We start from the raw sequence: 12,524 nt of genomic DNA, 5'->3' as shown, positions 1-12,524 counted from the left end.
ACTCAGGTTTGAGGTGATAAATTACGGTAAAATTATCGCATAAAGTTGCGCAGGATTTACGAGATAAATCAATAAATGTGATGCGGTGAGTTACTATTTATTAATATATGAATAAATAGTAACAAATAGCCAATTCTGATGAGACACCACCAGCAAAAGATACTCTCCAGCGATTTTCTGTTTAATAAAGATAAAATGAGATTATTAATATTATAAATGCTTACTGTTCAGGGAATCGCTGGCTATTGAACTATATTATTAGTGCCGGTTTATGCACGATCTCGTACAGTTAAAACTGTTTTGCTGCAATGGAACACTTCCGATAACAGGTCGTTTAATTTATGGATAATCATATTTTCTCCTCATTGATATGCGCATCGCGATTACTTCGCTTGGCGGGAGTGAATGCTGAGGAGATAGAAGTCTTCACACAAAAAATGGCGATAGAAACCTCTACTATGGGTACGCTGAAGTCACTTAACCATTATTTGAAGCAATACTCACACACTTCATCAGCCCGGTTAAAAATAAAGAAACTGCCACTCGAACAACTGAAACCTGAACAATTACCCCTCGCATTTCGCGACACTCAGGGAAAGTTTATCTTGTTAGCACGCATCAATAAGGATCAGGTGCTGCTTCAGCACGCTGATAGCAGGCAACCACAAATAATTGATTATAAAGACTTTACTCTATTGTGGAGTGGCGTCGTGTTCTCTTGCAGTCATTCACGCTTTGATATTCGCTGGTTTATTCCCGTGTTACTGCGCCACAAGCGGCCATTGGTGCAAGTATTGGTGTTATCGCTGCTGCTCCAATTTTTGGCGCTGATCTCACCGCTCTTCTTTCAGGTTATTATGGATAAAGTATTGGTTCATAATGCACTGACAACACTTGATGTACTGATTATAGTACTCGTTATTGTGGGTATATATGAAGTGATATTAAAAGCCTTACGGGAATATCTTTTTACTCACACGACAACGCGCGTAGATATTTTACTTGGCGGAAAGTTATTTCAACACTTAATCCGATTGCCATTAAGTTATTTTAAGAGTCGTCATGTTGGAAATATTGTCGCCAGAGTGCGTGAGTTAGATAACGTCCGTGAATTCATCACGGGGTCGGCTCTGACGTTATGTGTCGATGTGGTGTTTACCTTTGTATTATTTATAGTTATGTGGTGTATTTCACCATTACTTACGTCAATAATATTAGCCGCATTACCGCTCTATTTCTTATTGGCTAAACTGACCACTCGCCCCTTACAAGAGAAAGTTGAAGTGCTGTGTTGCTGTGCTGCGCAAAACGGGGCTTTTCTCACTGAAACCGTGGCTGGCGTTGAAACAGTAAAAAGTTTGGCGCTGGAACCCCGAATGCAACAGCGCTGGGAGGGGCAAACGCGTGACTTTGCTCAGGCCAACTTCCGGGTACAAAATCTGCAAAACCTCAGCAGTCAGGCCGCTCAACTGCTGCAAAAAGTCGCAGGCACACTGGTCATTGTGGTTGGCGCATATCAGGTAATGTCGGTGCAACTCAGTATTGGCCAGCTAATAGCCTTTAATATGCTGGCAGTTCAGGCATTAATGCCCATGAGTAAATTGGTTGATTTATGGCAACAAAGTATTCGCGCAGAAGTTGGGTTGAAACTGATATCTGACATTCTCAGTTTGCCTACTGAGCAGGCGGTCGGTGGTGCGCCACCGCAGCGCGACTTTCATGGCAACATCGAGCTGAACGATGTGGTCTTCCGCTATCGCCCAGACTTAGACCCGGTATTACGCCGTTTCTCACTATCCTTGCGCGCTGGCGAACATATCGGGTTGGTTGGGCCGTCGGGTTCAGGTAAAAGTACGGTGGCCCGCCTGCTACAACGGTTATACCACGTTGAGCAGGGCACGATTACCATTGATGGTTGCCCAATAAACAATTTCTCCCCTGAATACTTGCGCCGACAAGTGGGGGTGGTGATGCAGGAAAGTTATCTGTTTAACCGTACTGTGCGTGAAAACATTGCACATTCACGCCCGACCGCATCATTAGATGACGTTGTTGATGCTGCGTGCCTGGCGGGGGCCAATGCCTTTATTCTGGCTCTGCCGTTAGGTTATGACACCGTATTGTCAGAGGGCGGATCATCATTATCGGGTGGGCAACGTCAACGGATTGCCATTGCCCGTACCTTATTAGCCAACCCGCGTATTTTGATTTTTGATGAAGCGACCAGCGCACTGGATGATGAATCGCAAGCAGAAGTACAGAAAAATATGGCCCGTATCACCGCCGGTAGAACCGTTATCACTATTGCTCACCGCTTATCGACGGTACGGCACTGCAACCGCATCGCGGTGATAACGCAAGGTCAGGTTACGGAACTGGCCAGTCATGATGATTTACTGCAATTGAACGGTAGCTATGCACGGCTTTGGCAGCAGCAATCTGAGTTTAGCGGTGAGGAAATAAAATGAAGTTGATACAGTTCTTGGCTAAACCTGATTTAGTTAAACAGCTTAAAAAGAGTTGGTCGCGCCGTGTTTCTGGTTCGCGCACCCGTGATGAATATGATTTTCTTCCGGCCTATTTGGATATTGTGGAACGACCGGTGGCACCGCTGGCACGTCGTACTGCATGGTTGTTGGCATTTACATTATTTTTGGTATTGATTTGGTCAATTATCGGAAAGCTTGATATTCATGCTTCCGCCAATGGAAAAGTGATTGTAGCGGAGCATTCAAAAGTGATTCAACCGCTGGAACCGGGGGTTGTGGTCGCGATCAATGTGCGTGATGGTGATCGGGTTGATGCTGGGCAGATTCTCATTGAGTTAAGCCCGATTGGTATTGATGCGGAACTTGGCAATATCAGTCAACAATTAATGCATCGTCACTTAGAAGCGGCGCGCATGGCGGCGTTATTGACGGATGACCCTTTAGCCAATTTTTCGCCACCGGATGGCAGCGCTCCGGATTTGGTGAGTGCCAGTTCAGCACTGTTGCTCAAAGAACATAACGAAGTGAGCGCTGAATTATCACGTCAGGAGAGTGAAATGGCGGTTAATCAGGCTCAGTTCCAGGCGGGTATAACCAGCGTCGCTAACCAAAATGCTTTATTGAAAAACATTCATCAACGGCTAGAGGCTTTGCGCACATTAGCAAAGTCTAAATCGATTGCTCAGGTTGAATTATTGGTGCAAGAACGCGAATGGCTGGTTGCGCGTGCTGAGGCTAGCCGCCTGCAACATGAGCAAGAGATACTCCAGGCGAAAACCTACAGTCTGGCCCAAACGCGGTTGCATTATCTGGCGGAAAAAGATCGCAGCTATCGTGAACGGCTCAATAAAACTCAGGAAGTTATCAGTCAGTTACAGCAAGAGCAGATCAAACTGACAGAAAAGCAGCGTCAGCAAACTTTACGAGCACCGGTGGCGGGAGTGATACAGCAATTGGCGGTTCATACTCATGGCGGCGTTGTCACGGCGGCTCAGCCTCTAATGGTGCTGGTGCCGGAAAATCACCCATTAGAACTTGATGTCATGATCCTCAATAAAGATGTGGGTTTTGTGTTGCCGGGGCAGGAAGTTGAAGTAAAAGTAGATAGCTTCCCTTATACCCGTTTCGGAACGTTAACCGGCGAGGTCAAGCACATTTCTCGCGATGCAATGGAGGATCAACAGCAGGGACTGGTGTTCCCGGCTCGCATTCGGTTATTCAGCGATACACTGATTGTCGAGGGGGAACCGGTACGTTTGTCTGCGGGCATGGCCGTCAGTGCGGAGATCAAAACCGGTCGTAGGCGAGTTATTGATTATTTACTCAGCCCATTGCAGCAATACCAGTCTGAAGCGATGAGGGAGCGTTAATATGACAAACCCTCACTCACCCCATACTATTCAGCCCCTGGAAGCACTCGCTTGTGCGGCGGCTTGCTTTGATTTGGCGGTAGAAGCCCCGCAACTGGCGCATAAGCTAGGGGTGCCTGCCGAAGAAATAGATAATATCGCGTTGTGCCGCTGTGCTGATTGGATTGGTTTACGCGCAAGGGAAGTCAAATGCGCCATTGAGCGCTTGGATAAGCTGACCTTGCCTGTGTTGTTTCATCAAGGATCTCAATGGTTTGTTTTATTGGCGCTGACTGATCAGGAGGCCACAATCTATGTTGCCGCGACAGGGAAGCGGCAACCATTAACGCCGCAAGAATTGGCTGCCATATGGTGTGGCGAGGTTATCTTACTGGCGAAAGCGGAACAAAAAGATCAGTCGAAACCTGCATTTGGCTTCAGTTGGTTTATCCCGGTGATTATTAAATATCGTCATCAGTTGCGCAATATCGTTTTGGTTTCACTGCTATTACAAGGCATTTTGTTAGTTACCCCGCTGTTGTTTGAAGCAATTATCGACAAAGTGCTGGTGAGTCGTGGCATGGATAGCCTTATGGTATTGGGTGTCGCAATGATTGCTCTGGCAATTGCTGAACCGGGCTATACCTTGTTGCGCAGTTGGCTCTTTGCCCACTTGTCCAGCCGGGTAGGGGCGACACTTAATTCTCGCCTGTATCGTCATTTACTGGGGCTACCGCTGGCCTATTTTTCAGCGCAACAAACCGGGCAAACTATCGCCAAAGTGCGGGAAATGGAGCAGATCCGCAGTTTTCTAACCGGTTCCGCGCTGACCATGTTGCTCGATCTGGTTTTTGTCGGCACCTTTATTGCGGTGATGTTTTGCTACAGTGCCCAATTAACATGGATAGTGCTGTTTTCTCTGATGTGTTATTTATTATTCTGGTGCGCGGCGGGCAGAGTATTACGTAAACGGGTGGAGCAGGAATATGAAGCCAGCGCACAAAGTACGGCTTTTCTCACGGAGTCCATCAGCGGGGTGGAAACGATCAAAACCTCGGCGACTGAATCCCTGTTTAATCGCCGCTGGCGGCAGTCGTTAGCCAGTTACGTTCGCGCATCCTTTGCCAGTTCACAAGCCGGTAATCTGGCGGAGCAAGGTATTTCATTCATCAATAAAATGACTTCCGCTGTTTTGTTGTGGTTCGGTGTGACGCTGGTATTGGCGGGGAAACTCACTCCCGGCCAATTCATTGCATTTAATATGTTCGCCGGTTATGTCACTCAGCCCATCTTACGTTTGGCACAGATCTGGCAAGATTTCCAGCACACACGGATTGCCTTGAAACGCATCGGTACTATTTTGGATTCCCCGACCGAGCCTGGGAATGCCGGGTTATCGTCAAATAGCCAACGGGCCGGGAGCTTGAGTTTTAAGCAGGTGCGTTTTCGTTACCGGCCCGATACCACTGAAGTTTTGCAAAATCTCAACCTAGAGGTTGCGGGTGGTGAATTTATTGGCATTACCGGGCCATCAGGTTGCGGAAAATCCACGTTAACCAAACTATTACAACGATTGTATACACCACAACATGGGCAAATTTTGGTGGATGGTCAGGATTTAGCTATCACTGATCCGACGACGTTACGGCGTCAAATGAGTGTGGTATTGCAGGAAAGTGTGCTGTTTTCTGGCACCGTGCGGGACAATATTTGTCAATGTCGGCCTGATGCCGATGATACTCAAGTTGAGTTGATTGCGCGGCAGGCCGGTGCACATGATTTTATTGTGGCTTTACCGCAGGGATATCAAACGCAGGTCGGGGAACGTGGGGGGATGCTTTCTGGCGGGCAGCGCCAACGGGTTGCGTTAGCCAGAGCATTGATGGCTGATCCTAAAATTCTGATTCTGGATGAGGCAACCAGTGCTTTAGATTATGAATCAGAAGCCGCAATAATGCGCCAGTTGCCGGAAATCATCCGTGGGCGCACGGTTATCTGCATTGCACATCGTTTGAATACTTTGCGTCAGTGTCATCGAATATTGTTATTAAAAGATGGGCAAGTGATCGAGCAGGGGAGTCATCAAGCGCTGGTGGCACAATCTGGCGTGTATGCACGGTTATGGCGATTGCAAACTGAATAATAACGCTGAATAAGTTAAAACTGGGTGAGCCACCACTCACCCAGTAACGTCTATCGTAAACTTTTACGGCAATTAACGTATCGCGCCATTGGACTTAATCACGTCCTGATACCAGAAGAAGCTCTTCTTACGCTGACGAGCCAGTTGCTTTTGGTGATCGACATACACAAAACCATATTGTTTTTGGAAACCATTTAGCCAACTCAACAGATCGATAAATGACCACGGATAGTAGCCACGAACATCCGCACCTTGCTTGATAGCATCTTCTATCGCTTGAATATGCTGGCTTAGGTAGTCGATTCGATCATCATCGACGATTTCCCCATCAATAATCGGATCTTTGGCCCCTAACCCATTTTCAGTAATATAGATTGGAATATCACCATAACGTGCTTTGATACTCATGATGCCTTCGGTGAGACCTTGCGGATAAATCTCCCAATCCCAGTCGGTATAAACGCCATTTGGATTACGTACGAATTTAAACAGACCTTTAAAGCCGAATTCATTACCTTGTTGATGTCCTAAGCCCTTCTTACCAGAGGTGTTCATGGTCAGGTGGGTATCTTGATTGTTTGCAGCGATAGTTTCACGTTTGTAATAATTGAGACCTATAAAATCACAGATATTGTCGCGTAATAAAGCCTCGTCGCCAGGCGCAAACTGCGGAACGCCCCACAGTGTCTGAGCCTGCTCAAGCAACGCTGCCGGATATTCACCTTTCAACACCGGATCATACAACCAGTGAGTAAAGATCCCCTCGGCCAAATGGAAAGCTGCCATGTCTTCTTTAGAATCGCTAAGTGGCGTATGTGTTTGTAAAACATTCACAAAGCCAATTTTTCCATTGATCCCGCTGCGACGAAAGGCAGCAACTGCTTTTGCATGAGCCACAAACACATGGTGGCACGCTTGAATGGCGCGAGCGGGGTTTTGAATGCCTGGGGGATGGCCCCCGGTAATATAGCCAAAACCAATAAAGCAGACTGTCTCATTGAAGGTTGACCAAAGTTTGACCCGATCACCGTAATGTTGGTAACACAAACGGGCGTACTCTTCGAAAGCTTCTGCGGTGCTGCGCGCCTCCCAGCCACCTTCATCTTGCAATGCTTGTGGTAAATCCCAGTGGTACAACGTAATCATCGGCTCAATATTATGTTCCAACAGAGCGTCGATTAGGTCACTGTAGAATTTAACCCCAGCCGCATTAACCGCTCCCCGACCGGCAGGCAATAACCGTGGCCAGGAGATAGAAAAGCGATAACTTTTCATCCCCATTTCAGCCATCAACGCCACATCTTCGCGAAAACGGTGGTAATGATCGACAGCAACATCACCGTTAGTCCCCTGATAAGTCGTCCCTGGCAGGTGGGAGAACGTATCCCAGATAGAAGGGCCTTTGCCATCGGCGTTATAAGCCCCTTCAACTTGATAAGCGGCGCTGGCAGCACCCCATAGGAAATCTTTCGGGAAAGCAGACATAAAATCACTCTCATATAATGGATTAAAGGTATTTGAACCATCGTCTTGTCACAGTGTATTCGGGAAATTACCATTTATGCAACCGGTTTCTGAAACCGGTTTCTTTGGCGTAAAAATACAATAGAGAGGAGGGTGGATTTATAATTCGTTAAGTGACGGTAAAGCAAGGTAAGGTAAGGGCAAATATGACGAGTGGCGAACTTAATTATTGTATAGCGTGTTAGACGCAAAATACGGTAGTCGTCTGTTTTCTGTGGTTTTCCATCCAATGAGTTACCGTGATGGCTCGGCTGCATAGCGAGTAAAGGGGCCGTTAAACCCCTTAGCTCATTAACTTAGTGATTCAGTTGGTAATAAACTTCATTCCAGCGGATTTCATTTTTGAATGCGGGCAGTGTGGTGTCTTTATCGATCAACAGGAACTCAATGCCGTGCAACTCAGCATACAGGCGCAGTTCATCGACACCGATAGCTTGAGAGAACACAGTGTGGTGTGCGCCCCCCGCAATGATCCAGGCTTCAGCAGCGGTGGCCAGTGAGGGTTGGGCTTGCCAGATTGCGCGGGCGACCGGCAGTTTGGGTAACGGATGGGGCTGTTCAACCGTATTAACCACATTGACCAATAAGCGGAAGCGGTTCCCCATGTCGATCAGGCTGGCATTGACTGCGGGGCCAGCGGGGGTTGAGAAAATTAAACGAGCAGGATCGGCTTTACCGCCAATGCCTAAATGCTGTACATCCAGCAGCGGTTTTTCTTCTTTGGCAATCGAAGGGCACACTTCCAACATATGGGAACCCACCACCAGATCATTACCCGGTTGGAAGTTATAAGTGTAATCCTCCATAAAGGAGGTGCCCCCTTTCAGGCCACGGCCCATGACTTTCATCATGCGCAGCAATGCCGCGGTTTTCCAGTCACCCTCGCCGCCAAAGCCATAGCCTTGCTGCATCAGGCGTTGAACCGCCAGCCCTGGAAGTTGTTTCAGACCGTACAGGTTTTCAAAGTTGGTGGTAAAGGCTTTAAACCCCCCGTTTTCAAGAAAACGCTTCATGCCCAGCTCAATACGGGCCGCGTCCAACAGATTTTCACGCTTATTCCCATTCAGTTTCACTGCATCCGTGAAACGGTAGGTGGCTTCATACTCTTCAACCAACGTATTGATGTCGCCGTGACTAACCTCATCGACCACGCTGACCAGATCACCGATGCCATAGGCATTAACCGAATAACCAAACTGAATTTGCGCCGCGACTTTATCCCCCTCGGTAACAGCGACTTCGCGCATGTTATCGCCAAAACGTGCCACTTTAAGTTGTTGGCTCTCTTGTTTGGCAGCGGCAACGCGCATCCATTGGCCGATGCGTTGATGAGCCTCTTTATCCTGCCAGTGACCGGTAATAACGCTGTGCTGCTGGCGCATACGAGCGCCGATAAAGCCGAATTCACGCCCACCGTGTGCCGTTTGGTTCAGGTTCATAAAGTCCATATCCATCGTTTCCCACGGAATTTGGGCATTGAACTGGGTATGGAATTGCAGCAACGGTTTGTTCAACATGCTCAGGCCACCGATCCACATTTTGGCCGGCGAGAAGGTGTGTAACCAGGTCATGATACCAATACAAGATGTGTGGTAGTTCGCTTCACGGCAGAGCGCGGTGATTTCATCTGGCGTGGTGACCAATGGCTTTAGTACCAATTTTACAGGCAGACCCGCTTCTTTGTTTAGGCTATTGACCACCTGCTCGGCATTCGCCATAACGTGTTGCAGGGTTTTAGGGCCATAGAGATTCTGGCTACCAATGACAAACCACACTTCTGATTGCTTAAATACGTCCATCTGATACTCCGTTTTATAAATCAAACTGTTGAAGCATACCGTTATAAATCAGGATGCTGGCTAATCTCAGTGCGGCGTCTTGCTGGCCGGTGCGTAATGGGGTTCTGCACTCGAACACCAGCGCTGGTAGCGCTGATAAAGTTGTTGATAAAGAGCAACCTGAGCGGCATTTGGCGTCAGAGTGCGTTCAATCTTACATGCCATCTGTTGTTGAGCTGTAGGGACATCCTGATAGACGCCCGCCGCGACAGCTGCAAAAATTGCCGCCCCCAACGCACAGCATTGATCTGATGCCACAATTTGTAGCGGGCGATTCATGACATCGGCACAAACCTGCATGATCACCGGCGATTTACGCGCAATGCCGCCTAATGCCAGCACGTTCTCCACTGGAATACCCTGTTGTTCGAAGCACTCCATAATGGCGCGCGCACCAAATGCGCTTGCCGCGATAAAACCACCAAATAGCGTTGGGGCATCGGTGCCCAGGTTGAGATCAGTAATCACCCCTTTTAAACGTTGATTGGCATTCGGCGTGCGTCTTCCATTAAACCAATCCAACACCACCGGCAGATGGTCAAGTGAGGGATTTTTGGCCCATTCGGTGGTGAGTGACGCGAGTAGATTGGCTTCAATTTGTTTAAGTTGCGGTTGCAATTCGGGCTGAGTCAGGGCGGCTTGACGTAACGGCCAACTGAGTAAACGGCTAAACCAGGCATACATATCACCAAACGCCGATTGACCCGCTTCCATGCCAATCCAGCCCGGAACCACACTGCCATCAACCTGACCACAGATCCCCGCCACGGCGCGATCACCCACCCGTTGCTCATCAGCAATCAAAATATCACAAGTGGAGGTGCCGATAACTTTGACCAATGTATAAGGCTGAGCACCCGCACCGACAGCACCCATATGGCAGTCAAATGCACCGCCAGACAAAATAACGGTTGCGGGCAATCCTAAACGTTTGGCCCATTCGGCGCTAATCAAACCCACTGGGCGTTCAGCGGTATAAGTGTCGCTAAAGAGGGGGTGATCGAGGTTATTTACCAGACGGCTGTCCAGCGCGGCGAAGAATTCACGCGGTGGCAACCCTCCCCATGACGGATGCCACAGGCTTTTATGCCCGGCACTGCAACGGCCACGCTGAATGTCCTGTGGCGCGGTGGTGCCGGATAACAGTGCCGGCACCCAATCACATAACTCAATCCACGAAACAGCCGCATCACGTACTGCGGCATCAGCGCGGGTGATGTGCAGAATCTTCGCCCAGAACCATTCAGAAGAGTAGACCCCGCCGATATAGCGAGAATAGTCGGCAAACTCACCACTGTGGCATAAGCGATTGATCTCTTCAGCTTCTTCAATCGCGGTGTGGTCTTTCCACAACACAAACATGGCGTTGGGGTTATCTGCAAAATCAGGGCGTAGCGCCAATATCTGGCCTTGTTCGTTAATCGGAGCGGGGGTGGAGCCGGTGGAGTCAACACCGATTCCGACGATCTGTTGGCGTTGTGTTTCTGAGAGACGCCCGACCACCTGACGGATAGCCTGTTCCATCGCTTCTATATAATCGAGGGGATGATGGCGGAACTGGTTTTGTGCAGCGTGACAATAAAGACCCTGTTGCCAGCGGGGGTAGTAAACAACTTCGGTATCGATCTCGCTACCGAGTTGACAATCTACCGCCAATACCCGGACGGAATCGCTGCCAAAATCTAAACCGAGCGCTATCGCCTTATTGGTCGGTAAAGAACATTCCGTCGATACAACATTGGCTGTCATGGTGGTTGCTCCTAACTGTTGCAGTGATAAAAACAGGGATTCATTGCCAATAACCATAGGAGCGAGTCGTGCCAAGCTGTGAGGAGCTAATCGCTGGAAGTATGCACTTTCCTGCTTCCTATAGCGTTTTTGTGATGTTAGTCAAAAGTTAGGAGGAGGCTAAATTTGCTGAATATATGGATAAACAAACTGTAATCTCTGGATGCGATAGCGCTCTACATTCTTGGGTGAAATTAACGCTAAAACTGTATCCGTCTGACGGGGTGTGGTGAAGTCAGTTGGCTTGGTAGGCAGATTATAAAAGACCATTCAACTGTACTGACGCTGAAAAAGATGATTGATAACGTTTCCACCAGAAATTGATTGGTTTGAATAAATAGCGATTAAATAACAAGAATTCTCTCTTCCTACAAAAACAGACCGGAGAACATTATGCATAAATTAACTAAGGCGCTGGCGGTGGTTGGGTTAGCGGCGCTTATGTCACATTCAGCTATTGCCGAAAGCATGAAATTGGGTTTTTTGGTAAAACAGCCGGAAGAGCCGTGGTTCCAGACTGAATGGAAATTTGCCGATAAAGCGGGGAAAGATTTAGGTTTTGAAGTCATCAAAATAGCCGTACCTGATGGCGAGAAAACCCTGAATGCCATTGATAGCCTGGCGGCCAGCGGCGCAAAAGGTTTTGTCATCTGTACGCCAGACCCGAAACTGGGGCCGGCCATTGAAGCAAAAGCACGCAGCTATAACCTGAAGGTCATTGCTGTTGACGATCAGTTTGTGAATGCCAAAGGTAAACCAATGGACAGCGTGCCGTTGGTGATGATGGCGGCGACCAAAATTGGTGAGCGCCAAGGGCAGGAGTTGTGGAAGGAGATGAACAAACGCGGCTGGCAACCGGGTGAAACCGCGGTGATGGCGATTACCTCTGATGAGCTGGACACCGCACGTCGCCGTACCGGTGGCTCAATGGATGCGTTGAAAGCGGCCGGCTTCCCGGAAAAACAGATCTATAAAGTGCCGACCAAATCCAATGATATCCCCGGCGCATTCGATGCTGCCAACTCGATGCTGGTTCAGCATCCTGAGGTGAAAAACTGGCTGATCGTCGGCATGAACGACAACACCGTGCTGGGGGGTGTGCGTGCTACAGAAGGTCAGGGCTTTAAAGCGCCCAATGTGATTGGCATTGGTATCAATGGTGTTGATGCGGTGAGCGAATTGTCGAAAGGCCAGGCTACCGGTTTCTACGGTTCACTGTTACCTAGCCCGGATATCCACGGCTACAAAAGCATTCAAATGCTGAATGAGTGGGTAACCAAAGGCGTGGAACCGCCGAAATTTACTGAAGTGACGGATGTGGTGCTGATCACTCGGGATAACTTCAAAGTTGAGTTAGAGAAGAAAGGCTTAATGTAATCCCTTTGCTATGGCG

General features: G+C 48.5%; 7 protein-coding genes. 4 read left to right on the top strand and 3 right to left on the bottom strand.

The features are described from left to right. Window positions 1–341 precede the first annotated feature (341 nt). From AT01_RS02250 to AT01_RS02240, 3 genes are read left to right on the top strand one after another with little or no spacing between them, the layout of a single operon-like run. Window positions 342–2,468 (top strand): peptidase domain-containing ABC transporter, encoded by a 2,127-nt coding sequence (locus tag AT01_RS02250; protein WP_042545916.1) that lies wholly within the window; start codon window positions 342–344, stop codon window positions 2,466–2,468. Then, entirely contained in the window at window positions 2,465–3,859 is a 1,395-nt protein-coding gene (locus AT01_RS02245; RefSeq protein WP_042545915.1) for an HlyD family type I secretion periplasmic adaptor subunit, read from the top strand. The genes AT01_RS02250 and AT01_RS02245 overlap by 4 nt, the downstream gene beginning before the upstream one ends. Before the next feature lies 1 nt (window position 3,860). Continuing rightward, on the top strand, window positions 3,861–5,981 hold the full coding sequence (locus tag AT01_RS02240) for a type I secretion system permease/ATPase (RefSeq protein WP_042545914.1): 2,121 nt from the start codon (window positions 3,861–3,863) through the stop codon (window positions 5,979–5,981). Between the two features lie 72 nt (window positions 5,982–6,053). Here AT01_RS02240 and AT01_RS02235 read toward each other — a convergent pair whose 3' ends face one another. The 3 genes from AT01_RS02235 to AT01_RS02225 form a co-directional block, all read right to left on the bottom strand. Beyond that, window positions 6,054–7,466, bottom strand: coding sequence for a GH1 family beta-glucosidase (locus AT01_RS02235; protein ID WP_042545913.1), 1,413 nt, complete (start codon window positions 7,464–7,466; stop codon window positions 6,054–6,056). A gap of 335 nt (window positions 7,467–7,801) precedes the next feature. Further along, entirely contained in the window at window positions 7,802–9,304 is a 1,503-nt protein-coding gene (araA, locus tag AT01_RS02230; protein ID WP_042545912.1) for an L-arabinose isomerase, read from the bottom strand. A 66-nt stretch (window positions 9,305–9,370) separates the two neighbouring features. Continuing rightward, window positions 9,371–11,092 (bottom strand): ribulokinase, encoded by a 1,722-nt coding sequence (locus AT01_RS02225; protein WP_042548457.1) that lies wholly within the window; start codon window positions 11,090–11,092, stop codon window positions 9,371–9,373. A 432-nt stretch (window positions 11,093–11,524) separates the two neighbouring features. Here AT01_RS02225 and AT01_RS02220 point away from each other — a divergent pair, with 432 nt between their 5' ends. Further along, on the top strand, window positions 11,525–12,508 hold the full coding sequence (locus tag AT01_RS02220) for an arabinose ABC transporter substrate-binding protein (RefSeq protein ID WP_042545911.1): 984 nt from the start codon (window positions 11,525–11,527) through the stop codon (window positions 12,506–12,508). Window positions 12,509–12,524 lie beyond the last annotated feature (16 nt).

It is taken from the genome of Yersinia aldovae 670-83 (assembly GCF_000834395.1).
In the GTDB taxonomy this organism is placed as follows: domain Bacteria; phylum Pseudomonadota; class Gammaproteobacteria; order Enterobacterales; family Enterobacteriaceae; genus Yersinia; species Yersinia aldovae.
Note: the sequence above shows the minus strand (reverse complement) of the source record. Positions and strands in the feature narration are given on the sequence as shown.

Excerpts from the sequence above, each read along its gene's own strand:
- AT01_RS02250 (WP_042545916.1), top strand. The coding sequence starts at position 342 with ATGGATAATCATATTTTCTCCTCATTGATATGCGCATCGCGATTACTT.
- AT01_RS02245 (WP_042545915.1), top strand. The coding sequence starts at position 2,465 with ATGAAGTTGATACAGTTCTTGGCTAAACCTGATTTAGTTAAACAGCTT.
- AT01_RS02240 (WP_042545914.1), top strand. The coding sequence starts at position 3,861 with ATGACAAACCCTCACTCACCCCATACTATTCAGCCCCTGGAAGCACTC.
- AT01_RS02235 (WP_042545913.1), bottom strand. The coding sequence starts at position 7,466 with ATGTCTGCTTTCCCGAAAGATTTCCTATGGGGTGCTGCCAGCGCCGCT.
- araA (WP_042545912.1), bottom strand. The coding sequence starts at position 9,304 with ATGGACGTATTTAAGCAATCAGAAGTGTGGTTTGTCATTGGTAGCCAG.
- AT01_RS02225 (WP_042548457.1), bottom strand. The coding sequence starts at position 11,092 with ATGACAGCCAATGTTGTATCGACGGAATGTTCTTTACCGACCAATAAG.
- AT01_RS02220 (WP_042545911.1), top strand. The coding sequence starts at position 11,525 with ATGCATAAATTAACTAAGGCGCTGGCGGTGGTTGGGTTAGCGGCGCTT.